Origin of the sequence: Fusobacterium perfoetens ATCC 29250 (genome assembly GCF_000622245.1) — a bacterium.
Classification (GTDB): domain Bacteria; phylum Fusobacteriota; class Fusobacteriia; order Fusobacteriales; family Fusobacteriaceae; genus Fusobacterium_B; species Fusobacterium_B perfoetens.
This window is the reverse complement of sequence record NZ_JHXW01000014.1, coordinates 1-25,589: the sequence shown is the minus strand read 5'-3', so window position 1 is coordinate 25,589 and position 25,589 is coordinate 1. Positions and strand designations below refer to the sequence as shown.

General features: G+C 26.0%; 25 protein-coding genes. 20 read left to right on the top strand and 5 right to left on the bottom strand.

Annotated features, from left to right (window positions below; all coding sequences use genetic code 11):
• The first annotated feature begins 3 nt into the window (after nucleotides 1-3).
• On the top strand, nucleotides 4-993 hold the full coding sequence (locus T364_RS0106060; protein WP_027128787.1) for an MBL fold metallo-hydrolase: 990 nt from the start codon (nucleotides 4-6) through the stop codon (nucleotides 991-993).
• Nucleotides 994-1,201: 208 nt separating this feature from the next.
• Here the strand turns inward: T364_RS0106060 and T364_RS0106055 are convergent, their stop codons facing one another.
• The 3 genes from T364_RS0106055 to T364_RS0106045 are packed head-to-tail and all read right to left on the bottom strand — an operon-like array spanning nucleotide 1,202 to nucleotide 3,530.
• A complete protein-coding gene (locus T364_RS0106055; protein ID WP_027128786.1) occupies nucleotides 1,202-2,065 on the bottom strand; it encodes a sirohydrochlorin cobaltochelatase in 864 nt (287 codons plus the stop codon).
• Nucleotides 2,066-2,077: 12 nt separating this feature from the next.
• Nucleotides 2,078-3,160 (bottom strand): [FeFe] hydrogenase H-cluster radical SAM maturase HydE, encoded by a 1,083-nt coding sequence (gene hydE / locus T364_RS0106050; RefSeq protein WP_035945452.1) that lies wholly within the window; start codon nucleotides 3,158-3,160, stop codon nucleotides 2,078-2,080.
• 13 nt (nucleotides 3,161-3,173) lie between these two features.
• Nucleotides 3,174-3,530 (bottom strand): winged helix-turn-helix transcriptional regulator, encoded by a 357-nt coding sequence (locus tag T364_RS0106045; protein WP_027128784.1) that lies wholly within the window; start codon nucleotides 3,528-3,530, stop codon nucleotides 3,174-3,176.
• Nucleotides 3,531-3,657: 127 nt separating this feature from the next.
• Between T364_RS0106045 and T364_RS0106040 the strand changes: the two genes are divergently transcribed.
• Together T364_RS0106040 and T364_RS0106035 are read left to right on the top strand one after the other, a co-directional pair.
• On the top strand, nucleotides 3,658-4,377 hold the full coding sequence (locus tag T364_RS0106040; RefSeq protein ID WP_027128783.1) for an SDR family oxidoreductase: 720 nt from the start codon (nucleotides 3,658-3,660) through the stop codon (nucleotides 4,375-4,377).
• 97 nt (nucleotides 4,378-4,474) lie between these two features.
• Entirely contained in the window at nucleotides 4,475-4,999 is a 525-nt protein-coding gene (locus T364_RS0106035; protein ID WP_051532669.1) for a GNAT family N-acetyltransferase, read from the top strand.
• A gap of 51 nt (nucleotides 5,000-5,050) precedes the next feature.
• On the opposite strand, the gene T364_RS0106030 is transcribed toward T364_RS0106035, so the two are convergent.
• The gene (locus T364_RS0106030) at nucleotides 5,051-6,040 is read right to left on the bottom strand and encodes a DNA polymerase III subunit delta (protein ID WP_027128781.1); all 990 of its coding nucleotides are present in this window, start codon (nucleotides 6,038-6,040) and stop codon (nucleotides 5,051-5,053) included.
• A 62-nt stretch (nucleotides 6,041-6,102) separates the two neighbouring features.
• On the bottom strand, nucleotides 6,103-8,433 hold the full coding sequence (locus T364_RS0106025) for a heavy metal translocating P-type ATPase (protein ID WP_027128780.1): 2,331 nt from the start codon (nucleotides 8,431-8,433) through the stop codon (nucleotides 6,103-6,105).
• 164 nt (nucleotides 8,434-8,597) lie between these two features.
• Between T364_RS0106025 and ychF the strand changes: the two genes are divergently transcribed.
• The 17 genes from ychF (at nucleotide 8,598) to T364_RS0105940 (ending at nucleotide 25,330) form a co-directional block, all read left to right on the top strand.
• Nucleotides 8,598-9,692: a redox-regulated ATPase YchF gene (gene ychF / locus T364_RS0106020; RefSeq protein WP_027128779.1), complete on the top strand. Its 1,095-nt coding sequence runs from the start codon at nucleotides 8,598-8,600 to the stop codon at nucleotides 9,690-9,692.
• Between the two features lie 75 nt (nucleotides 9,693-9,767).
• The gene (locus T364_RS0106015) at nucleotides 9,768-10,259 is read left to right on the top strand and encodes a YceD family protein (RefSeq protein WP_027128778.1); all 492 of its coding nucleotides are present in this window, start codon (nucleotides 9,768-9,770) and stop codon (nucleotides 10,257-10,259) included.
• Nucleotides 10,260-10,289: 30 nt separating this feature from the next.
• A complete protein-coding gene (rpmF, locus tag T364_RS0106010; protein WP_027128777.1) occupies nucleotides 10,290-10,472 on the top strand; it encodes a 50S ribosomal protein L32 in 183 nt (60 codons plus the stop codon).
• Between the two features lie 151 nt (nucleotides 10,473-10,623).
• Nucleotides 10,624-11,631, top strand: coding sequence for a phosphate acyltransferase PlsX (gene plsX, locus T364_RS0106005; protein WP_027128776.1), 1,008 nt, complete (start codon nucleotides 10,624-10,626; stop codon nucleotides 11,629-11,631).
• A gap of 16 nt (nucleotides 11,632-11,647) precedes the next feature.
• Complete coding sequence (locus T364_RS0106000; RefSeq protein ID WP_027128775.1) at nucleotides 11,648-12,634, top strand: beta-ketoacyl-ACP synthase III; 987 nt, start codon at nucleotides 11,648-11,650, stop codon at nucleotides 12,632-12,634.
• A 70-nt stretch (nucleotides 12,635-12,704) separates the two neighbouring features.
• Nucleotides 12,705-13,616 carry an ACP S-malonyltransferase gene (gene fabD, locus T364_RS0105995; protein WP_027128774.1) on the top strand — a complete coding sequence of 304 codons (912 nt, stop codon included), beginning with the start codon at nucleotides 12,705-12,707 and terminating at the stop codon, nucleotides 13,614-13,616.
• Nucleotides 13,617-13,714: 98 nt separating this feature from the next.
• Nucleotides 13,715-13,939, top strand: coding sequence for an acyl carrier protein (locus tag T364_RS0105990; RefSeq protein WP_027128773.1), 225 nt, complete (start codon nucleotides 13,715-13,717; stop codon nucleotides 13,937-13,939).
• 58 nt (nucleotides 13,940-13,997) lie between these two features.
• On the top strand, nucleotides 13,998-15,230 hold the full coding sequence (gene fabF, locus T364_RS0105985) for a beta-ketoacyl-ACP synthase II (RefSeq protein WP_027128772.1): 1,233 nt from the start codon (nucleotides 13,998-14,000) through the stop codon (nucleotides 15,228-15,230).
• 15 nt (nucleotides 15,231-15,245) lie between these two features.
• Entirely contained in the window at nucleotides 15,246-15,956 is a 711-nt protein-coding gene (gene rnc / locus T364_RS0105980; RefSeq protein ID WP_035945449.1) for a ribonuclease III, read from the top strand.
• A complete protein-coding gene (locus T364_RS0105975; RefSeq protein ID WP_027128770.1) occupies nucleotides 15,956-17,008 on the top strand; it encodes an elongator complex protein 3 in 1,053 nt (350 codons plus the stop codon). Before rnc ends, T364_RS0105975 begins: the two co-directional genes overlap by 1 nt.
• The gene (locus T364_RS0105970) at nucleotides 16,983-18,440 is read left to right on the top strand and encodes an Rne/Rng family ribonuclease (RefSeq protein ID WP_027128769.1); all 1,458 of its coding nucleotides are present in this window, start codon (nucleotides 16,983-16,985) and stop codon (nucleotides 18,438-18,440) included. The genes T364_RS0105975 and T364_RS0105970 overlap by 26 nt, the downstream gene beginning before the upstream one ends.
• Nucleotides 18,441-18,448: 8 nt before the next feature.
• A complete protein-coding gene (coaD, locus tag T364_RS0105965; protein ID WP_027128768.1) occupies nucleotides 18,449-18,943 on the top strand; it encodes a pantetheine-phosphate adenylyltransferase in 495 nt (164 codons plus the stop codon).
• A gap of 11 nt (nucleotides 18,944-18,954) precedes the next feature.
• Nucleotides 18,955-20,334, top strand: coding sequence for a DNA repair protein RadA (gene radA / locus T364_RS0105960; RefSeq protein ID WP_027128767.1), 1,380 nt, complete (start codon nucleotides 18,955-18,957; stop codon nucleotides 20,332-20,334).
• 3 nt (nucleotides 20,335-20,337) lie between these two features.
• Nucleotides 20,338-21,402 carry a DNA integrity scanning diadenylate cyclase DisA gene (gene disA / locus T364_RS0105955; RefSeq protein ID WP_027128766.1) on the top strand — a complete coding sequence of 355 codons (1,065 nt, stop codon included), beginning with the start codon at nucleotides 20,338-20,340 and terminating at the stop codon, nucleotides 21,400-21,402.
• Nucleotides 21,403-21,527: 125 nt separating this feature from the next.
• On the top strand, nucleotides 21,528-24,098 hold the full coding sequence (locus T364_RS0105950) for a heavy metal translocating P-type ATPase (RefSeq protein ID WP_027128765.1): 2,571 nt from the start codon (nucleotides 21,528-21,530) through the stop codon (nucleotides 24,096-24,098).
• 10 nt (nucleotides 24,099-24,108) lie between these two features.
• Nucleotides 24,109-24,447 (top strand): metal-sensitive transcriptional regulator, encoded by a 339-nt coding sequence (locus T364_RS0105945; protein WP_051532668.1) that lies wholly within the window; start codon nucleotides 24,109-24,111, stop codon nucleotides 24,445-24,447.
• Nucleotides 24,448-24,523: 76 nt separating this feature from the next.
• A complete protein-coding gene (locus T364_RS0105940) occupies nucleotides 24,524-25,330 on the top strand; it encodes a DUF3109 family protein (RefSeq protein WP_027128763.1) in 807 nt (268 codons plus the stop codon).
• The last annotated feature ends 259 nt before the right edge of the window (nucleotides 25,331-25,589 follow it).

The window sequence follows — 25,589 nt, the reverse complement described above, 5'->3', positions numbered from 1 at the left end:
TTTATGTTGGAATTAGTTTATGAAAATCCAAAGATTTATAGAATATTTGTCCCTCTTCCAGAGAATCCGCTTAAACTTTTAAATTCTTATGTAATTATGACTGAAAATAGGAATTTAATTATTGATACTGGATTTAAAAGAGAGGAGTGTTTGAAAGCTTTATTAGAAGGATTAGTTGAATTAAATCTTCAATTAGAAAAAACTGATGTTTTTTTAACTCATCTTCATTCAGACCACTGTGGATTAATTAATAAATTAACAACAGATAATAATAAAGTTTACATGAGTGAAATTGATTATGATTATCTTGTAGGAAATTTAGTAGGAGATAATTGGCAAAAGATAGAAGAAAGATTTAGAGTAGAGGGATTTCCAGATGATATAGCTTTTAGATTGAAAGAAAGTAATCATGCCAAAAGATTTGCTCCTGATAAAATTTTTGAAACTATAAAATTAAAAGATGGAGATAAAATACAAATAGGTAATATAGAATTAGTAGGGATTCATACTCCAGGACATACTCCAGGTCATATGTGCCTTTATATTCCAAAAGAAAAAATTCTTTTTTCAGGAGACCATGTTCTTTTTGATATAACTCCTAATATAACTTCATGGTTAGGGAAAAAAGATTCCTTAGGTGATTATATGGAAAGTTTAAAAAAGATAAAAAAATTAGAGATTAAGACTACTTTCCCAGGACATAGAGAAACAGGTATTTCCATATATGATAGAGTTGAAACTATTTTAAATCATCATAAAGAAAGACTAGAAGAATTATTAGAAGTACTTTCTAAGAAAGACTCTCAAACAGCCTATGAAATAGCCTCTCAAATGACATGGAATACTAGGGGAAAAGGTTGGAATGAATTTCCAGATAATCAAAAGTGGTTTGCTACAGGGGAAACAATGTCACATTTAGATTATCTATATAGTAGAAATAGGATAGAAAAAGTCTTAGATAAGGATAATTTTTATAAATATTCTATAAAATAAAAAACTTAATTTTAATAAAAATAAAGAATTAAAAAATATAAATAAAAAAATCACTCTTAAAATCAAGGGTTAAATCGTACCTTAGATTAAAAAGAGTGTTTTTTATTTATAAATTAATAGGTTGTATTTTTAATAATTATTTTAGGAAGTTAAAACTTCCGTTTTTTTGACGAAGAAAAATTTTTCGCCAGCCAAAATAAAAAATTTATTATTTACTATAATTATATTTTTTCTTTATAATATCTTCCTTTTTATTTTCTAATAAAAATTTTCCAAAATTTCCAAAAATTTCTCTTATCTCTTTAATCTCTCCTAAAGGAGTAAGATTAATATTAACTATAAAATTATTTTTTTCTAATTCCTCTTTCCATTCAATAGATATATCATTTTTAGCATGTTCTCCAGCTACAAACATAAAAGGAATTAAAGTTACTTTTTTTATATTTTGTTTTTTTAGAATAGATATAGTTTCATCTAAATTTGGAAAACCTTCAATAGTACCAACAAAATAATTATAGCCTAAATATTTACAAATATAATCTATACCAAGATAAGCAGAGTTACTACTATCATGAGTTCCATGTCCTACCATTAAAAGAGCTTTATCTTTAGAAAAATCTCCAAAAGTTTTATTTAAAATTTTTACTACTTCAATATAAATTTCTGGTGAAGATAAAAGAGGAGGAGTAATTCTAAGTTCTTTAAAATTACTTTTAAAATTTTCTATATTTTTTAATAGAGCTTCATATTCAATACCATCAATTATGTTACTAGAGATAACTAAAAGATGAGTAAATTTTTCTTTAATAATTTTTTCAATAGCTTCTATTGGATTATCTTTGAAAATATTTTTACTTTGTAATTTTTTATTGATAATACGAGAAGTATAACATTCTCTAATTTCAAAATCTAGAAACATTTCTTTAATTTCTTTATTGAATAAATCAAGAGTTTTTTCTCTAGTATCTTCATGAGTAGTTCCAAAATGTGCTATAAGAATAACTTTTTTATCTTCCTTTCCAAAATTTTCTAAAAAATTTAAATTTTCATATCCATTTAAAAATAAATTCATAAAACCTCCATATTATTTTATTCTATTAAAGAAATGAGGAGAATCTCCTTTTTTAAAGTAAACAACTTCTTCCCCTATCTCTTTTAAACTTTTTTCAAGGGCTAATTTTCCTTTTAAAGCATCATCGTCAAGATTAGGTTTACCTCTATATAATTGATATTTAGGTTTTATATTTTTAGAAGTTGCATTTGGCATAATAACATTAGCTCCAGCTAAAATTCCTTTTTCTCTTCCAAATGGATGTAAAGCATGAAGAGCAGTTGTAGCAGCAATATTTATATCTTTTAAATAAAGTCTACAAAGAGCTATCATTTTTAAACTAAGAGTCAATCTTTCTTCATCAGATAAAATTTTTCCTAGAGCCTCTTTTCCAAGAGGAGTTTCCTCGTGGATTATATAAGGTCCCATTCCAATCATATCAATATCATTTTCTTTAAAGAAGATTATATCGTTAACTAAATCTTCATAAGTTTGTCCAGGAAGTCCAATCATCACCCCTGTTCCTACTTGATAACCAGTTGTTCTTAAATCTTTTAGAGCTTGTAATCTTTTATCAAAAGAATGTAACTTATCATCAAAATGAATTTTTTTAAAAAGTTCTCTATTAGTTGTTTCAATTCTAAGAAGATAACGACTAGCTCCAGCATTTCTCCATCTTTTATATGTCTCTAAAGTTTGTTCCCCAAGAGATAGAGTAATTCCCAAAGAGTTACTACACTTATTTTGAATTTTAATAAGAGTATCTTCAATAAAATCAACAAACTCTTTATCATTTCTTTCACCACTTTGAAGAGCTAGAGAACCAAAACCATTTTCATATACCCATTGTGAAATTTCTAAAATTTCATCTTGTGAAAGAGAAAATCTGTCTACATTTTTATTATCTTTTCTTATACCACAATATTTACAATTTTTTATACAAATATTAGAACATTCAATAAGTCCTCTATAATAAACTTTATTTCCAATATACTTAAGTTTTAACTTATAAGCTTCATCAAAAAGTAATTTTAAATCTTCTGGATTTTTAATTTGTATAAGTGTAAGTAAATCTTCTTTTGATAAATTTTCTTTTTTTAAAATATCTTTTATCATTTAATCTCCTATTTTAACAATTTTCTGTACATTGGGGATTAGTTAATTCAAATCTATCATCTATATTTTTTTCTCCCCAATCACACATAAGAAGTAAAATATCTTTTAAAGTTTTTCCTTTTTCTGAAATAGAATATTCAACCTTTGGAGGAATTTCAGGGTAAACTTTTCTATTTATAAGTCCATCACTTTCTAATTCTCTAAGTTGATTTGTTAGAGTTCTTTGAGAGATATTATGAATTTCAGAAAGTAACTCATTAAACCTTTTTGTTCCCTGTTGAATAAGTAAAAGAAGAATTAGAGGTTTATATTTTCCACCAATCATTTTTAATGTTATTTCAATTTCACAAATAATTTTAATCTTATCCATTTTTTACTCCTAAATATAAGTGAAAATATTTTCACTTACTTCAAAAAAACTGCGTACTTGTTAGAATACAAATAATATTATATCATATTATTAATAAATAAACTATAAATAAAAGGAGTCAGTAGAAATGAAAAAATTAGTTGTAATAACAGGAGCAAGTTCTGGAATAGGAATGGATTTAGCAAAAAGTTTTTCAAATGAAGGACATCCTGTTTTGATGATTGCTAGAAGAAAAGAAATAATGGAAAATTTAAATTTACCAGAATCAATATCTAAATCTGTAGATGTTGTAGATTATGAAAATATGGAAAAGGCCATAAGAGAAGCTGAAGAAAAATATGGAAAAACAGACTTATTAGTAAATTGTGCTGGAGTGATGTTATTAGGACATCCTGATACTCAATCTTATGAAGAATGGGAAAGAATGATAGATGTTAATGTTAAAGGAATTTTAACAGGAACAAAAGTTGTATTAAAAGATATGATGGAAAGAAATGAGGGAACTATTATAAATATAAGTTCTATAGCAGGAAGAAAAACTTTTGATAACCATTCTGTTTATTGTGGAAGTAAATTTGCTGTTCATGCAATAACAGAAAGTATGAGAAAAGAAGTTTCTGATAAAAATGTAAGAATAATTGTAATTTCTCCAGGAGTTGTAGAAACAAATCTTTTAAGTCACACTACTGATGAAGAGATAAAAGACAATTATAATGATTGGAAAAAGTCAATTGAAAGTGGACTTGATGTAAAACAAATAACTGATTGTGTAATGTTTGCTTATAAACAACCTCAAAGTGTATGTGTAAGAGAAATTGTAATAGCAAAAACAAAACAAGCTGATTAATAAAAATTTTATAAAAATACTATGAATATTTATTATTTGTAGTATTTTTATTTTTTATACTAAAAAGTGGTATAATAAAAATAAAAAGGTGATAATTATGAAATATAATTTAAAAGATGGAAGAGAGTATATAATTAGAAAAGCTAATGAAAATGATGCTGAGCAAGTTTTAAATTCTTTAAATGATTGTGGGAAAGAAACAGATTTTTTAGGTTTTGGAGAAGAGGGAAATGGTCTTACTTTAGAAGAGGAAAGGAATCTATTAAAGAATTTATCAAAAAGTTTTTATTTATTGGTGGCAGAGGTTGAAAATAAAATTGTAGGAACTTGCTCAATATCAGTTAATGAAAAAAGAATAAGAGTTCAACATATAGGAGAAATAGGAATCTGTATAAAAAAAGAATTTTGGGGAAATAGTATAGGTGAAAATCTTATAAAAGAGATTATAAATTATTCAAAAGAAAATGGAATTTTAAAAATTAATTTAACTACAAGATTTGATAATGAAAAAGCAATAAAATTATATGAAAAATTAGGATTTAAAAAAGAGGGAGTAACAACAAGAGGGACATATATTAAAGGTAAATTTTATGATATATTATATATGGGATTAGAATTATAAAAAAGAGAGCTGTTACATTTTCTAATAAAGAATTTGTACAGCTCTTATTTTTTAATTAAAAAAGTCATTGATAAGCATTTCAATAGCAATATTTTCATCTATTAGACCACTTTTAAAATTATATTCAGCTTCTAAGCATTTTAATAATTTTCCTTGAAAGAAATCATAATTAAAATTATCAAGATACTTAAATTTTAAAAATAATGGATACTCACTTATAAACTTAAAAGAATCTTTTTTAAATAAATTTTTAATATTAGGATATATATCAGCTTTAAATTGATTATATGAAATATTTGAAAAAATAATACCTCTTTTTTGTAAATTTTTTAATTTCATAAGAACAGTCAGTTCTTCTGTAAATATATTTAAAAATAACATATAATTTTTTTCTTTTTGTAGATAACTTAAAAGATTTTCTTTTTCTTTTTTGTATAAGAAATCTTCTACTAATTTATTAAGATTATATTCTTTACTTATAGATAAAATATTTATAGCTTTCTCAATACTAAAAGTTTCTCCATTAAAAAAATTTTTTACTTTTTCAATTTCATTTTTTACTTTAAAAAAATCATCACCAATAATCTCTAAAAACTTTTCTGACTCATATTGAGAACAACCAAGTTCTTTTTCAATAAAAAATTCTAAAGACTTTTTTTCTAAAGATTTTCTTGCTGGAATAAGATTAGCTATTTTTTCAATAATTTTTAAACTACTTTTATCTACTTCATTAATAGGTTTATCAAAATCATTTAAAAATTCCTCGTATGTTAAGATTAATATTTTTTGAGAATAATTAAACTCACTTATTCCTTTAAAAAATTTACTTAAATCTTTTAATTTTTCTAATTTTTTTACAACAATTAGAGTTAAAGGAGAGAAAATATTATTAGAAGAAAGTGATGTAAAAATATCATCTATCTCATCTTGAGAAATATCAAAAAAAGTTTCTTGTATCCCTTTATTTTCAAGTCTAATTTTTTTTAATAATTCTTCATATTTTAATTGTAAAGGAATATCTCCGTATAAAAAATAAATCAAAAAATCACTCTCCTAAAAAAAGCTATCTTAAAAATTTTAAGATAGCTTTATTATATCATAATTTATAATTTTTTTGTTTTTAAAATTTTAGAAGCGTTTAATACAGCAATTAAAGATACTCCCACATCAGCAAAAATTGCCATCCACATATTAGCTAAACCAAATATTCCCAAAATCATTACTAAAATTTTTATTCCTAATGAGAAAATTATATTTTGGCTAACTACTTTTTTATTAAGTTTAGCAAGTTTTAAAACTTCTACAACTTTATAAGGGTCATCTTGTAATAAAACAATGTCAGCTGATTCAATGGCAATATCACTTCCTAAACCTCCCATAGCGATTCCCACATCTGATATTGAAAGAACAGGAGCATCATTAATACCATCACCAACGAATATAGCTCCTTTACTATTTTCTTTTATTTTTTCAAAAGTAGTAACTTTGTCTTTTGGTAATAATTCGGAGAAAATATTTTTTTCAGTTAATCCAAGAGATAAACCAATTTTATTTGCAGTATCCTTATTATCACCTGTAAGCATAAATGATTTCATTTTCATTTCTGATAATTCTGAAATAGTCAATTTAGAATTTTCTTTAATTATATTTTCAAAAGTTATATATCCTAATAAAATTCCATTTTCTACTACATATACAATAGAAGATACATTGTTATTAATAGAAAGATTTTCTAGAGATATATTATTTTCAATCATTAATTTTTTATTTCCTATTAAAAGAGAAGAAGTTTTATATGTACAAGATATTCCTTTTCCAGCAATTTCTTTATAATCTTTTATATGAGACTCTAAAATCTTAATATCTCCATAATTAAGAATTACTTTTCCAAGTGGGTGATTAGAAAAAATTTCTCCAGCCTTAGCCAATTCTAAAATATGATTTTCATCAGATTCTAAAACATGTATTTTTTCTATTTTAAAATTATTTTCAGTAAGTGTTCCCGTTTTATCAAAAACTACTGTGTCTATATTTTTTAATCTTTCTAAAAAATTTCCTCCTTTTATTAAGATACCTTTTTTAGAAGCATATCCTATACTACTAAAGAAAGTAAGAGGAACAGAAAGAACCAAAGCACATGGGCAAGAAATAACTAGAAATATTAAAGAACGTCCTAACCAAAGTTTAAAGTTGCCCAATATTAAAGGAACAATAAAGGCTACAATTAAAGCAGATACAACAACTATAGGAGTATAATATTTAGCAAATTTTGTGATAAATTTTTCAGAGTGAGCTTTTTTATCACTAGATTCTTCTATCATTTGAATGATTTTATTTATTGTTGAATTTTTATATTCTTTAGTAGCTTTTATTTCAATAACACCATTTATATTTATACTACCACTTAAAACTTCATCACCTACTCCAACAGAAACAGGGAGAGATTCTCCAGTAAGAGCTGAAAGATTAAGGTCAGAATTTCCTTTTACAATAACTCCATCAACAGGGATATTTTCTCCGACTTTTACAACTAAAATATCATTTAATTTTATTTTATTTGGAGAAATAGTAGTAATACTTCCATCTTCATTTTTTAGATTTGCAGAAACTACTTTTAATTTTAAAAGATTTTCAATAGATTTTTTTGAATTGTTAACAGCTTTATCTTGAAAATATTCACCTATTTTATAAAAAACCATAACTCCAATAGCTTCAGAAAATTCTCCTAAACATAATGCTCCAATAGTAGCAATACTCATTAAAAAGTTTTCATCTAAGAAATTTTTATTTTTAATGTGTAAAAGAGATTTATATAATATATCTCCTCCTACTATAATATAAGTTAAAAATAGATAAATAGTTTTTCCCAATCCTTTTGGTATAAGAAAAGAATTTAAAATCATAATAATTCCTACAATAAAAAGCATATTTTCAAAAGAAAAAGATAAACTTTTTATTTTATTTATATTTTCTTTAAAAGAGATTTCTTTTTTATTAGAATATTTTTGTTCTTTATGATGCTCCTCATGATGAGAATCGCCACAAGAACAATTTTCATGGTGATATTCATCTGAGTGAAAATGTTTATGATTATGAGAATGATTATGAATATCTTTATGGTGATGTTCTTCATGATGAGAATGACCACAAGAACAGTTTTCATCATGACATTCATTAGTATGGGTATTTTCCTCTATATTATTTTCATCTTCGAATGGAATTACCAAAACTCCAGCTTCAATATTTGAAGCTATATTATTAATTTTTTCTAATAATTCTTTTTCAGAGATTTCATTTTTGGTGATAACAGTTAATTTTTTTGAAAGAAAATTTAAATTACTTTCTTCAATATAATCTAATTTACTTATAACATCAGATATTTTTGAAGCACAGTGAGCACAGTTTAAATTTTTTATAATAAAAATAAATTTCATAAATCCCCCTTAAATCAGCAATAATTATAGGGTATACCCCTATATGTCATGATTATAACATATAAAAATAAATATGTCAAAAAATATTAGAAAATAAATAATTTACAAATAAAATAGTTTATGATAGAATTTAGAGTAAAATAAATTTTCAGGAGGAAGGTTGAATGATAGGAATAGGAATAGTAGGATTACCTAATGTAGGAAAATCTACTCTTTTTAATGCAATAACAAAGGCTGGAGCTGCTGAGGCTGCCAATTATCCATTTTGTACAATAGAACCAAATGTCGGAATGGTAACTGTACCTGATAAAAGATTAGAAAAATTAGCTGAAATAATAAATCCTCAAAGAATTGTAAATGCCACAGTAGAATTTGTAGATATAGCTGGACTTGTTAAAGGTGCTTCAAAAGGAGAGGGATTAGGAAATAAATTTTTATCAAATATAAGAAGTACAGCAGCAATTTGTCAAGTAGTAAGATGTTTTGAAGATGAAAATGTAGTTCATGTAAATGGAAAAGTAGACCCACTAAAAGATATTAACATTATAAATGGAGAATTAATTCTAGCTGACTTAGAAACTGTAGAAAAAGCTTTAGAAAAAAATAAAAAATTATTAGTGGCAAAAAATAAAGATGCTATGAAATTAGTTCCAGTTTTAGAAAAATGTTACAAACATCTTATGGAAGAAAAATTATTAAAAACTTTAGACCTTTCAGAAGAGGAAAAAGATTTAGTAAAAGTATATCAATTTTTAACAATAAAACCAATGATATTTGTTACAAATGTATCAGAGGATGATATAGCAACAGGAAATCAATATGTAGATTTAGTAAAAGATTATGCTAAAGAATTAGGGTCAGAAGTTGTTATTGTTTCTGCCAAAGTAGAAGAAGAATTACAAGAAATGGAAGAAGAAGATAAAAAAGAGTTTTTAGAAAGTTTAGGAGTAGAAGATGCTGGACTTAATAGATTAATAAGAGCAGGATTTAAATTACTTGGGCTTCAAACATACTTTACAGCAGGAGTAAAAGAAGTAAGAGCTTGGACTATTAACATAGGAGATACAGCTCCTAAAGCGGCTGGAGTTATCCATACAGATTTTGAAAAAGGATTTATAAGAGCAAAAGTTTGTTCTTTTGATGATTTTATAAATAATAATGGTTGGAAAGGGGCTCAAGAAGCAGGTCTTATGAGACTAGAAGGAAAAGATTACATAGTTCAAGATGGAGACTTAATGGAATTTTTATTTAATGTATAAAACCAAAAAATCTACTTGACAAAATATAAAAAAACATGTAAAATAGATAGGTATCACAATAATAGGAGGCTTTCTGTGAAAATTAAATTAAGCGAAATAGATGTTGTGATTAATAAAAAATTTAACTATACTATTTCAAAATTAGAAGATGTAAATTTAGTTGAAGACATTAAAGTAGAAGGAACTATAAAAAGAGAAAAAAATGAATATATTATTTTTGGAAAATATTCTACTAAAGTTTCAACTAATTGTGTTAGATGTTTATCAGAAATTATTATAGATTTAAATGATAAAGATTTTTTAGGAGTAGCAATTTCTAAAAAAGAGTATGAGGAATATCTTAATAATTTAGATAAAAATATGGCAATGGATGATAAAGATTATTTAGAGATTGAAAATGATGAAGTAGATATAGATGAGGTTGTTAGGCAACAGTTAATATTAGATATGCCCCAATATCCCTCTTGCTATCCAGAATGTGAGGATGAAACTTATCTTAAAAAATATTCAGGAGAAGAGACAGATTCAAGATGGGCAGGACTGATGAATATAAAAATAAAAAATTAAAATATGAATTTGTGAGGAGGGGGAAACTAAATGGCAGTACCTAAGAAAAAGACTTCAAAAGCTAAAAAAAATATGAGAAGATCTCACCATGCAATCGCAGGAACTACTCTAGTTACTTGTGAAAAATGTGGAGCTACTAAAAGACCTCATAGAGTTTGTTTAGAGTGTGGAGATTATAACGGAAAACAAGTACTAAATGCATCAGCAGAATAGTCAAGATAAAAAAAGCAAGTGGAAACAACCAACTTGCTTTTTTTATACTAAAAGAAAAAATAGGTGTAATCTAATAAATATAAAAAAGTTTTTTACAAATCTGATAATTATGATATAATTTAGGAAAGTTGTAAAAAAAGAGGTGTATTTAATGAAAATAGTAGTTGATGGTATGGGTGGAGATAGAGGTAGTGAAGAGATTTTAAAAGGAATATCTTTAGCTCTAAATGAAATACCTGATATACATATTATTGTTGTTGGAAAAGAAGAATTACTGAAAAAAATAATAAAGAAATTGAATATAGATAATAATCGTTTTGAAGTAGTTAATGCAACAGAGACTATAGAAATGGATGATGATCCAGTTCAAGCTGTGAGACAAAAAAAGGATTCTTCTTTAAATGTAGGACTTGAACTTGTAAAAAATGGTATAGGTGATGCTTTTGTATCAGCTGGAAATACAGGAGCACATATATCAGCTAGTCAATTAAAATTGAGAAGAATAAAAGGAATTTTAAGACCAGCTATTGCAACAGTTTTTCCATCTAAAAAAGGAAATTTTGTTTTTATGGATATGGGAGCTAATGCAGACACTAAGGCTGAATTTATAAATCAGTTTGCTATAATGGGTAGTGAGTTTGCAAAAGATATTTTAAAAAAAGAAAAACCAACTGTTGGATTATTAAATATAGGTAGTGAAGAAGGAAAAGGAAATGAAGTTACAAGAGAAGCTTTTAATCTATTAAAAGAAAATTCTTCAATAAATTTTATTGGAAATATTGAAAGTAGAGATATGATGGATGGGAAAGTTGATGTAATAGTAACTGATGGATTTACAGGAAATATGGTGTTAAAAACTTCTGAAGGAGTTGCAAAATTTATTTTTGAAACTTTAAAAGAAGAAATAATGAAGAGTTTTTTAGCAAAAATAGGATTTATTTTTATGAAAAAAGCTTTAAAAAAAATGAAAAATAAATTAGATTCTTCTGAATATGGAGGAGCATTATTCTTAGGCTTAAATGGAATTTCTATAAAGGCTCATGGAAATTCAGATGCTATAGCTTTTAAAAATGCCATAAAAGTAGCTGATAAATTTGCGAAAAATAAATTTGTAGAAAAATTAAGGACAACTTTCGAAGAAAAAGAAAAAAATATATAGAGGAGGAATTATTGTGATAAAAAATGTAGGAATATTAGGTTTTGGAAAATATGTTCCTGAAAAAATAATGACTAATGCTGATTGGGAAAAATTAGTGGAAACTTCTGATGAGTGGATAACATCAAGAACAGGGATAAAAGAAAGAAGATTTGTTGTTGAAGGACAAGGAACTTCAGATTTAGGAGTAGAAGCAGGAAAAGCAGCTTTAAAAGATGCTGGAATGACTCCAGAAGATGTAGAATTAATAATTTTAGCAACTTGTTCTCCTGATTATAGAGTGCAAAATTGTTCATCACTTATTCAAAAAAAATTAGGAGCAGTAAATGCAGCGGCATTTGATTTAGAAGCAGCATGTAGTGGTTTTATTTTTTCACTTGTTGTAGGACAAGCTATGATACAAGCAGGAATGTATAAAAGAATTTTAGTAATTGCAGCTGAGTCAATTTCAAAACTTATAGATATGCAAGATAGAAATACAGCAATTTTATTTGGAGATGGAGCAGCAGCTGCAGTATTAGGTGAAGTTGAAGAGGGGTATGGAATAATTTCTTCATATATGGGAACAGAAGGAGTAGATGATGGAACTTTAAGAATAAAAGCTGGAGGAACATTATATCCTGCTACTGTAGAAAGAGTTTTAAATAGAGAAATATATGTGGAAATGAATGGAACAGATGTTTTCAAATTTGCTGTAAAAGCTTTACCACACGCAACAAAAGAAGCCGCTAAAAAAGGAAATATAGATTTAAAAGATATAGATATATTATTTCCACATCAAGCAAATCTTAGAATAATAGATGCAGCAGCTAAGAGATTAGGAATACCAATGGAAAAAGTATTTATTAATTTACAAAAATATGGAAATACTTCAGCAGCTTCAGTTGGAATAGCTATGGCAGAAGCCTTAGAAGAAGGAAAATTAAAAAAAGGAGATTTAATAGCTTTAACAGGATTTGGTGCAGGACTTACTTATGGGTCACTTATAATGAGATGGTCTAAATAAAAAATAATAGTTGACTATAAAATATTATTATGTTAAAATTACTCGTGTAATTTTAAAAATGGAGGTTAAAGTGTCTAAAATAGCTTTTGTTTTTCCAGGACAAGGAAGTCAATTCGTTGGAATGGGAAAAGATTTATATGAAAATAATCAAGTAGCAAAAAATGAGTTTGATAAAATTTTTAATAATTTAAATTTTGATTTAAAAGATGCAATGTTTAATGGACCAGAAGAATTATTAAAAAAGACTAAATATACTCAACCAGCAATAGTTGCGATGAGTTTAGTTTTAGAAAAATTAGTTAGAGAAAAAGGAATAGTTCCTGATTATGTAGCAGGACATTCAGTTGGAGAATATGCAGCTATGGGTTCTTCAGGATTTTTACCAATAGATGAAGCTGTAAAATTAACTTCTTTTAGGGGAGAAGTTATGAATGAAATAGCTGAGAAAGTTAATGGTGGAATGGCTGCTGTTTTGGGAATGGAAGCTTCAGATATAATAGAAGCTTTAAAAGAAGTAGATGGAATAGTGGAAGCTGTAAACTTTAATGAACCTAAACAAACAGTAATAGCTGGTGAAAAATTAGCTATAGAAAAAGCTTGTGAGATTTTAAAAAATAAAGGTGCTAAAAGAGCTATGCAATTAGCAGTTTCTGGACCATTTCATTCTTCACTAATGAAACCAGCAGGAGAAAAATTAAGAGAAGAAGCAGATAAATATAATTTTAAAGATGCTGAAATCTATTTAGTAGCTAATACAACAGGAGACTTTATAAATAAGGTAGAAGAAATAAAAAATGAAATTTATTCTCAAAGTTTTGGGCCTGTAAAATGGGTGGATACAATAAAAAAATTAAAAGAAAATGGAGTAGATAGAATTTATGAAATAGGTCCTGGAAAAGTATTAAGTGGTCTTATAAAAAAAATAGATAAAGAAATAAAAGTTATTAGTGTAAATTGCATAGAAGATTTGAATAATTTATAAAATTTTAATCTAAAAGTATTGAAAAGTATAAATAAATTTGGTAATATTATTATATAATATAATTTATATAAAGAAAATAAAATTTAGGAGGAAATAAAATGTTAGAAAAAATAAAAGAAATAGTTGTTGAGCAATTAGGTGTAGATGCTGACCAAGTAACACCTGAAGCAAATTTTATTGAAGATTTAGGAGCAGATTCATTAGATACTGTTGAGTTAATAATGGCTTTCGAAGAAGAATTTGATGTAGAAATTCCTGATACAGATGCTGAAAAGATAAAAACAGTACAAGATGTAATTGATTATATCGAATCTCACAAATAGGAGATCTAAAGGGGATTTTTAAATCCCCTTTTATTTTATATAAGTATGAGGTGATTAAATGAGAAGAGTTGTGGTTACAGGGCTAGGACTTATTACAGCTTTAGGAACAGGATTAGAAAAATCTTGGGCTGGAATAAAGGAAGGAAAAACTGGGATAAAAACAATAGAATGTTTTGATACAACAAATACTCCTGTAAAATGTGCTGGAGAAGTAAGAGACTTTTTTCCAGAAGAATTTGGAATAGAAAAAAAAGAAATTAAAAAGTTAGCAAGAAACACACAATTTGCAATAGCTGCATCAAAAATGGCATTGGAAGATTCAAAATTTGTAATAGATGAAACTAATGCTACAAGAGTTGGTGTTATTGTTTCTTCAGGTATTGGAGGAATGGAAGTTTTTGAAGCTCAAATTGAAACTAAATTAACAAAAGGAAATAAAAGAATATCTCCATTTACAATACCTGCTATTATAGCTAATATGGCTGCTGGTAATATAGGAATATATTTAGGAGCAAAAGGACCAAATAAATCAATAGTAACAGCATGTGCTGCTGGAACACATTCAATAGGAGATGCTTATGAAATAATAAAATTAGGAAAAGCTGATGTAATGTTTGCTGGTGGAACTGAAGGATGTATAACAGAATTTGGAATAAACTCTTTTGCAAATATGAAAGCTTTATCAACTAATCCAGATCCTAATACAGCTTCAAGACCATTTACAATTGATAGAGATGGATTTGTAATGGGAGAGGGAGCAGGAGTTTTAATTTTAGAAGAACTAGAACATGCAAAAGAAAGAGGAGCTGAAATTTATGCTGAGGTTATAGGATATGGAGAGACATGTGATGCTCATCATATAACAGCACCAGCTGTAGATGGAGCAGTTAGAGCATTTAAAATGGCATTAGAAGAAGGAAATATAAATTTAGAAGATGTTACATACATTAATGCCCATGGAACATCGACTCCTTTAAATGATAAAAATGAAACAGCAGCAATAAAAGAGGTTTTTGGAGATTTAGCTTATAAATTAAATATTTCTTCTACAAAAGGAGCAACAGGACATGTTCTTGGTGGAGCAGGTGGAATAGAAGGAGTAATTTTAGCTAAAAGTATAAAAGAAGGAATTATTCCTCCAACAGCTAATTATCAAAATCCAGATCCAGAATGTGATTTAAATTATACACCAAATATAGCAGTAGAAAAAGAAATAAGAGTAGGAATGTCTAGTTCTTTAGGATTTGGTGGACATAATGCTGTAATAGCAATGAAAAAATATGAAGAATAATGATTGGGAGAAAATATGGAAGTGGATTTTAAAATAGATTTAAGTTCTTTAGAAAAAAAAATAGGATATAAATTTAAAAATATAAAACTTTTAAGAAATTCACTAGTACATAGATCTTTTGGGAATGAAAATAAAAAATATAAAAAAATAAACAATGAAAGACTAGAACTGCTAGGAGATGCAGTTCTAGATCTTATAGTTGCTGAATATTTATATAAAAATCATTCTAATTATAGTGAAGGAGATTTAGCAAAAATAAAATCTATGGCAGTTAGTGAGCCAGTTTTAGCTAAAGTTTCAAGAAAGTTAAATATGGGAGAGTACTTATATTTAAGTAGAGGAGAATTATTAACAGGTGGGAGAGAAAGAAATTCTATATTAGGGGATTTATTTGAAGCAGTACTAGGGGCTATTTATTTGGATTCGAATTTTGAAACAGCTAGAAAAATAGCCTTACATCATTTAAAAGAATATATAGATCATGTTGAAGAAGATGAAGAGATAATGGACTTTAAAACTATATTACAAGAATATAGCCAAAAAGTGTATAAACAAGTACCAACTTATGAAGTAATTAATGAAACAGGGCCAGATCATAAAAAACTTTTTGAAATTGTAGTGAAAATTGGAGAAGATATAGAAGAAAAAGGTATAGGAAAAAGTAAAAAAATGGCAGAACATGGAGCAGCACAAGCTCTTTGTAAAAAGTTAGGTGTTAAGTACTAATGAAACATTATAATATACCAATATTTATAAGTCACTTTGGATGTCCAAATGCTTGTGTTTTTTGTAACCAAGTAAAAATAAATGGACGAGAAACAGATGTGACAATAGAAGATTTAAAAAAAATAATAGATGAATATTTAGAAATACTTCCAAAAGATTCTTATAAAGAAGTAGCCTTTTTTGGTGGAACTTTTACAGGAATATCTATGGAAAAACAAAAAGAATATTTGGAAGGGGTTAAAGAATATTTAGATAAAGGAATGGTTCAAGGGATAAGATTATCTACAAGACCAGATTATATAAATGAAGAAGTACTAAATCAATTAAAAAAGTATCATGTTACAACCATAGAATTAGGAGTACAATCTTTAGATGAAGAAGTATTAAAAAAGAGTGCTAGGTACTATCCTATTGAAAAAGTATACGAAGCTTCTTCTCTTATAAAATCTTATGGAATTAATTTAGGAATTCAATTAATGCCAGGATTACCAGGTTCTTCCTATGAAAGTGATATAGAATCAGTAAAAAAAGTAATAGAAATAGCTCCACAAAATGTTAGAGTATATCCAACTCTTATAATAAAAGATACAGAGATGGAAAGAATGTATAAAAGAGGAGAATATGAAGTCTTTACTTTGGAAGAAGCGATAAAAAGATGTAGAAAAATTTGTTCATTGCTAGAATTAAATAATATAAATATAATAAGAGTAGGACTTCAACCATCAGAAGATTTAAGAAATGGCGGAGTCAGTGTAGAAGGAGCTTTTCATCCAGCTTTTAGAGAGTTAGTAGATGGAGAGATTTATTTTAATTTTTTGAAAAATTTAGAAGAAATTCAAGGAAAATTAGAAATAGAAGCAAATGAAAAATTAATTTCAAAAATAGTTGGAATAAAAAAGAAAAATTTAAAAAGACTTCAAAAAGTTAAAATAGTAATAAATAATAACCTTTCTACTTCAGAAATTAAAATTAATGATAAAATTTATACTAGGAAAGAAATTTTAAGAAAAGAAATAGGTGAGAGTTGTGAACAAAATAGTAATAAGTGTTAATGACTTTCAAAAAAGAGCTGCTATAATCGAAGATGATAAAGTAGTAGAAATATTTAATGAGAGAAATGATGAATCTAATATAATAAAAAATATTTATAAAGGAAAGGTAGCCAATGTATTACCAGGAATGGAATCAGCTTTTGTAGATATTGGATTAGAAAAAAATTCATTTCTTTTTATAGATGATTTGAGAGAGTTTGAAGAAAAATATTTGAATGGGTTAGTAAATAGTAATAAGACAATAGAAGAATTACTTACAGTAGGAGATAAAGTTGTTGTTCAAGTTTTAAATGTTCCTCGTGGGAATAAAGGAGCTAGGGTAACAACTAATTTTACTATTCCTGGAAAATATTTAGTATTAATGCCTAATAATGATCATTTAGCAATTTCTAAAAAAATAAAAGATGAGGAAGAAAGAAAAAGATTAGAAGAAATTTTTTTAAAGATAAAACCTTCTAAAATGGGGGTGATAATAAGAACAGCAGCTGAAGGAAAAACGATTGAAAGATTTGAAAAAGAAATAAATTACCTTGTGAAAAAATGGGAAGAGATAGAAAAGAAGATTTCCAAAGCTAAAGATGGAGAAATTTTATATAATGATAATGATATTGTAACTACTATATTAAGAGATATATTAAATGATACAATAGATGAAGTAATTGTTGATAATGAAAAAGTTTATTTAGAAATTATAGACTACTTAAACACATTTAATGAAAATAATATAAAAGCTAAAATAAAATTATATTTAAAAGATAAAGATATTTTTGATGAATATAATATAAATATAGAAATAAAAAATGCTTTAGAAAAAGAAGTATGGTTAGATTGTGGTGGATATTTAGTTATAGAAAAAACGGAAGCTTTAGTAAGCATAGATGTTAATACAGGAAAAAATACAGGAAGTTATAACTTAGAAAGGACTGTTTTAAATACTAATTTAGAAGCAGCAAGAGAAATTCCAAGACAATTAAGACTTAGAAATCTTAGTGGAATAATTATTATAGATTTTATAGATATGAAATTGGAAGAGGATAAAGAATTAGTTTTACAACAACTTGGAGCAGAATTAGGTAGAGATAGAATAAAGAATAATATAGTTCATTTTACTGATTTAGGACTTGTTGAAATGACAAGAAAAAGAGTTGGAAGACATTTAAGTTATTTTTATGAAGAAGAATGTCCTTTGTGTAAAGGAAAAGGGAAAATAAAATCTTCGGAAACAATAGTAAAAGAATTACTAAAAGAGTTAAAAGAAATTTCTTTGGACAAAGATATCCAAAAAATATATGTAAAAACTAAAAAAGAAGTTTTAAAAATAATAAGAGAAGTATATATAGATTTTATAAATGAATATATGAAAAATAAAAATAAGCAAATAATTTTTGAAGAAGAAGAAATATTTGAATATGAAATTTCGTTGGAAAAATAGGAGGAAAAATGAAGATTGGGGTATATTCTGGAAGTTTTGACCCAATAACTTTAGGACATCAGGATGTAATAAAAAGAGCAGCTCAGATGTTCGATAAATTAATAGTAGTTGTTTGCAATAATAGTGAAAAAAAATATTGGTTTTCTTTAGAAGAGAGAACAGAAATGGTAAAAGAATTATTAAAAGATTATGATAATATAGAGATTGATAATTATTCAGGACTTATTGTAAATTATTTAATAGAAAAAGATATTACTTTTATTGTAAGAGGAGTTAGAAATCAAGAGGATTGTGCCTTAGAATTATATTTTGCTGATGGAAATTATATGATTTCTGATAAAAAAGTCGATACAGTATTTATTCCAGCTATGAAAGAATATATTCATACAAGTTCTACAGCAGCTAGAGAAATAGCTAGATATGGTGGAAAAGTAGAGTGTTATGTTGATGAAAAAATAGCTAAAAAAGTATTGGAAAGAGGAAAAATATATGCTCCAAAATAAAAGGGGGTATAATGAAAAAAGAAAATTCTATGTATATTTGTAAAGAATGTGGATACAAAAGTGTAAAATGGCTTGGGAAATGTCCAAATTGTGGAGAATGGGGAAGCCTAGAAATTGAAGAAGAAAAAGATATAAATGTTGGAAATAAAAAAATTACAAAACAAATATTTTCAGAAGAAGAAATAAATAAAAAAATAATTTCTTTTAATGAAATTGAAATGGAAGATAACTTTCGATATAAAACTAGAGTCAAAGAATTTGATAGGATATTAGGTGGAGGGCTTGTTCAAGGAGAAGTTATTTTATTGACTGGAAATCCAGGAATAGGAAAATCTACTTTATTATTACAAATGGCTAATGAGTATACAAGATATGGAGAAGTCTTTTATATTTCAGGAGAAGAATCATTAGCTCAAATAAAAAATAGAGGAGAAAGATTAGGAATTAAAAATAATAAATTATTTTTAATTTCAGAAACTAATATTGATAAGATTTATGAGTATGTTGCTATCAAAAAACCAAAAGTAGTTATAGTGGATTCTATTCAAACTTTATTTAGTGAAAATAGTGAATCTACAGCAGGAGCTCCAACTCAGATTCGTGAAGCTACTTTAAAAATAGTAGATGTAGCTAAAAAAAATAATATATGTTTTTTTATAGTTGGACACATAACAAAAGATGGAAAAGTTGCAGGACCTAAAATGTTAGAACATATGGTAGATGCAGTTTTTAATTTTGAAGGAGAAGAGGGACTTTTTTATAGAATACTTAGAAGTGAAAAAAATAGATTTGGTTCAACTAATGAGATAGCGATATTTAGTATGGAAGAAGATGGATTAAAAGAAATTCAAAATTCTTCTGAATATTTTATAAGTGAAAGAAATGAAAAAAATATTGGTAGTATAATAGTTCCTGTTTTAGAAGGAACAAAAGTATTTTTATTAGAAATACAAACTCTTATAACAGAAGGAAATCCTATAGGAATACCTAAAAGGGTTGTTCAAGGATTTGATAGAAATAGAATACAAATTTTAATGGCCATTGGAGAAAAAAGAATGGGGATAAATTTGGGGAATAAAGATGTTTTTGTCAATATTCCTGGAGGCTTATCAATAAAAGACCCATCAGCTGATTTAGGAGTTTTAATATCATTATTATCAGTTTATAAAAATGTAGAAATAAGCCAAAAGATAGCAGCTATAGGAGAATTAGGGTTAAGAGGTGAAATAAGAAAAGTCTTTTTTATTGATAAAAGATTAAGAGAATTAGAAAAATTAGGATTTAAAGGTGTTTATGTTCCAGAAAGTAATAGAAAAGAAATAGAAAAAAAACAATATAATTTAAAATTAATTTATCTTAAAAACTTAGATGAGTTTTTAGAAAGGATTTAGTATATGAATAGAGAGAAAATGTTAGATGTCTTTAATTTAGTTCAACCAGGTACAAAATTAAGAGAAGGATTAGATAATATACTAGATGGAAGTAAAGGAGCTTTAATAGTAGTTGGAATGGATAGTGAAGTTCAAAAGATAATAGATGGGGGATTTTTTTTAGAGTGTGAATATACACCAGAAAGATTATTTGAATTATCTAAAATGGATGGAGCCATAATATTAGATGAAAAAGTTTCTAAAATTTTATATGCTAATGTTCATTTACAGCCTAATATAGAGTATACAACAGATGAAAGTGGAACAAGACATAGAACAGCTCAAAGAGCAGCAAAACAATTAAAAAATAGGTTAGTCATAGCAATTTCAGAAAGAAAAAGAGTATTAACTTTATATAAAGGCGAAGAACGTTATAAATTAAAAAGTTTATTAGAACTTACAAACGAAGCTTCTCAAGCTTTAAATACAGTTGAAAGATATACAAAAGTATTGGAACAAGGGTTAGGAAATCTTACTATATTAGAATTAGATGATATGGTAACAGTAGAAGATGTTTGTGAAGTTTTACAAAAATTTGAGATGTTAAAAAGAATAAAAAAATATGTGTATGAATGTATTCAAGAATTAGGTGATGAAGGAAAATTAATAAATCTTCAATTAGAAGATTTGTTAAAAGGAATAGAAGAGGAAGAAGATGAACTTTTAAGTGATTATTATTTAAAAGGTGACGAAGATGAAGATATAGAAAGAGTAAAAAAAGAATTGGGAGAAATAGAAGATGTAGATATATTCGATACAACAAAAATAGCAGGAATATTAGGTCTAGGAAAAACAGTTTCAAAACTAGATAATACAATAACTCCTAAAGGATATCGTATTCTTAGCAAGTTCGGGAAATTAAATGATAGAGATATAGAAACTTTAGTAGAAAAATTTGGAGAATTACCAAAAATTCAAGAAGCAAGCATAGATGAGCTTGTAGAAATTAAAGGAATAAGTAAATTTAAAGCTAATGCTATAAAAAAAGGGATAGAAAGATTAAAATTTACAGTAGAATTAGATAAATAAGAATAAAAAAGTTAAATAAATTTATTTTGAATAGATTTGTTTAACTTTTTATTTTTATACATTCTTGACATTATATCAAATTGTATGTTAAAATACAGTAGGGGGGTATCCTATAAGGAGGTAAAATGGAAAAGAAATTTAAGTTAAGTGGTGTTGGATGCATAATGTGTGTAAATAAAATCCAAGATAATTTTAAGAATTTTAAAGGGGTATCAAAAGCTACAGTAGATTTAACAACTAAAATAATGGATATTTCTTATGATGAAAATCTATTGACTGTTAAAGATATAGAAGAAAAATTAGTAGAATTAGGTTATGGAATAGAAAATGAAATTGAAGAAGATATAAAAAAAAACTATAAATTAGAAGAAAAAAGAGAAATAAAGACTGAGAATAAAACTTCAATTTTTAAAGAAAATAATATTTCTAAAAAATTATCACAAAAAGTTTTAAAAATAGAAAACATACATTGTCAAGCTTGTGTTTCAAATATAGAAAGAAATATAGGAAAATTAGATGGTATAGAAGAAGTTGTAGTAAATCTTACGACAAATAATGGAAGATTTATTTATGACGAAAATAAAATAAAAATAGATAAGATAATAGAAAATATAAATAAATTAGGATATAATGCTATAAAAGAAGAGGAAATTACAGAAGAATTTTTTGAAAAAAAAGAGTATTTAGAAAAAAAAGAAGTTTTAGAATTTAAAATTTCAATATTTTTAGCTTTAATAGTTTTTTATGTTACAATGGGTCATATGATGGGATTACCCCTTCCAAAAATAATTAGTCCACAATATAATCCTATAAATTATGCTTTAATACAGTTGGTTTTAACAATTCCTATTTTAATAACAGGTAGAAATTTTTATACAGTTGGATTTTCTTCTCTATTTAGAAAATCTCCTAATATGGATTCGTTAATTGCTTTAGGAACAGGAGCAGCTTTTTTATATAGTTTATATGGAACATTTGAAATAATAAATGGAAACTTAGAATATGTTCACAATTTATATTATGAATCAGCTGTAGTTATAATAGCTCTTATAAGATTTGGAAAATTATTAGAAAAAAGAAGTAAAGGAAAAACTTCAGAGGCTATAAAAAAATTAATGGGATTACAAGTTAAAACAGCAACTATTGTAAAAAATAATCAATTAATTACTATTGATATAAAAGAAGTACAAAAAGAGGATATAGTTTTAGTTAGACCAGGAGAAAGCATTCCTGTTGATGGTGAAGTTATAGAAGGTAATACTTATATAGATGAATCTATGCTTACAGGAGAAAGTATAGCTGTAAAGAAAATTATTGGAGATAAAGTTTTTGGAGCAACAATAAATAAAAATGGAGTAATAAAAATAAAAGCAACAGCCATAGGAAAAGATACAATACTTTCAAAAATTATAAAATTAGTTGAAGATGCTCAAGAATCTAAAGCTCCAATAGCTAAAATAGCAGATGAAATATCAAGATATTTTGTTCCAATAGTAATAATCATAGCAATAATTTCTAGTTTAATTTGGTATACACTAGGAAGTTTGGAAATAGTTCATTTATCAATGAGTAAAGAAGTTTTTTCATTAACTATTTTTATTTCAGTTTTAGTAATAGCTTGTCCATGTTCATTGGGATTAGCTACTCCAACAGCTATAATGGTTGGAACTGGTAGAGGAGCTGAATTAGGAATATTAATAAAATCAGGAGAATCTTTAGAAAAAGCTCATAAAATTAATATGATAGTTTTTGATAAAACAGGAACTATAACTGAAGGAAAACCAGCAGTAACTGATTTTATAATTGAAAATTTAAAATACTCAAAAGAAGAAGTATTAAAGTATGTTGGGATATTAGAAAAGTATTCTGAACATCCATTAGGTGAAGCAATAGTAAAAGAATTTGAAAAAAATAATTTTTCTGGAATTACTGAAAAAATAGATGAATTTATTAATATTTCAGGAGAAGGAATTATTGGAGAAATAAATTCTAAAAAAATATATATAGGAAATAAAAAATTATTTTTAAATAAAAAAATAAAAAATTTTAAAAATGAAATTGGTGATAAACTAGCATTAGAGGGAAAAACTCCAATATATATAGGGATAGATGAAGAATTTATAGGAGTTATAGGTGTAAAAGATAAAATTAAAGAAGATTCAAAAGAATGTATAAAAAAATTAAAAGAATTAGGAATAAAAGTTGCAATGATTACTGGAGATAAAAAAGAAACTGCTGAAATAATAGGAAAAGAAGTAGGTATAGATATTGTATTATCAGAAGTTAGTCCTGAAGATAAATATTTAGAGGTTAAAAAATTACAGGAAAAAGGTTATAATGTAGCTATGGTAGGAGATGGAATAAATGATTCACCAGCCTTATCACAAGCTGATATCGGGATAGCTATTGGAACAGGGACAGATATAGCTATAGAAAGTGCTGACATTGTTCTTATTAAAGAAAGTTTAAATAATGTAGTTTTGGCTATAAAATTAAGTCAAGCAACAATAAAAAATATAAAAGAAAATTTATTTTGGGCGTTTTTATACAATAGTTTAGGAATTCCTATAGCTGCTGGAGTATTGTATCTTTTTACAGGACATTTATTAAATCCTATGATAGCTGGGGGAGCTATGGCAATGAGTTCTGTTTCTGTAGTAACTAATGCTTTAAGACTTAAAAATTTTGGAAAGTAAGGAGATAAAAATGGAAAAGAAAGATAAATGTGGTAGTTGTGGAAATATAGGATGTAATTTAGAAAAGAAGGGATATTATTGTACTTCTGATATAAAAAAGAAACTAAAAACAAGATTAAATAGAATAGAAGGACAAGTAAAAGGAATAAGCAATATGATAGAAAAAGACGCTTATTGTGATGATATTTTAAATCAAATTTCTTCAGTAAGAGCTGCTTTAGGGGGAGTTTCTAAATTAATTCTTGAAGGACATTTAAAGCATTGTGTTGTAGATGATATAAAAGCAGGAAAAGAAGAAAAAATAATAGGAGAGTTAATTCATACTTTAGATAAAATGTTAAAGCTTTAAAATATAAAACTTCCTTGATTAATTTTAGTAAATAATATATAATTAAGGAAGTTTTTTTATTTCTAGGAGGAAATTTATGAAGTATTTTTTATTTTTAAATCACCCAAAAGGAAAAGAAGTTTATGAAATGTCAACAGAAGCAGAAGAAAAAGTAAGAAAATATTTTAAAAGTAAAGATATATTAAAAACAACTTTAGAAATAGAAAATAAAGAGTATACAGCTTATATAGATTATGAACTTTTTGAAAAAGAAGTCAATTTTGATTGCTTTAATTGTACTAATGATTGTTGTGCAGATAGTCCTTCATTTTTAAAAGATAAAACTCGTAAATTTATTTTTGAAAATATAAAAGATTTCAATAAAATAACAAAAAATATAGATATTGTTGAAGAATTAGGTTATGAAGAAAAAGAACTTTATGATGAGTTGAATTTAGAAGAAAAAAGAGAAATAATTCAAGAAGTAGAAGAAGAAACTGAGATGTGTTTTTATGGATATAGAAGAGGAGATAGAGCTACACTTTGTGGAATACATTCTTTATGTTTAGAAAAAAATATGTCTTATAAAGAAGTTTGTCAATATAAACCATTAGTTTGTCTTTTATGGCCTCTAGAAATATTTATAGAAGATAATGAAAATACTTTATATATAACTTTACCTGATGATTTTACAAATGGCTTTACAATAGAAGATTATTATATAATACCATGTATTAATAAAGAATTTTCACTTACAAATATATTTAGAAAGAAAAATCCAATAGGATTTAATGAAGAAAAATATATACCATTTATTGAATCTTATAAAGAAACATTAATAAATATTTTTGGAAAAGAAGCATATGACGAAATAAAAAATAAAATAGAAAGTATTGAAAAATAAAGAAAAACTATAAATTCGTAAAAATAATAAAAAAATATGTTGACATATTTTAATTTCTAAGGTATAATTAATCTTGTCCGTGAGATACGGAACTAAGGACATTAACAACAGAATAGAGATATATGACAAGCAAACAACCATATTTTGGTGTTTAATAACGGTAAGTGTTAATAATTGACCTAGTCAATAAATATAAAGTTTTAATGAAGAGTTTGATCCTGGCTCAGGATGAACGCTGACAGAATGCTTAACACATGCA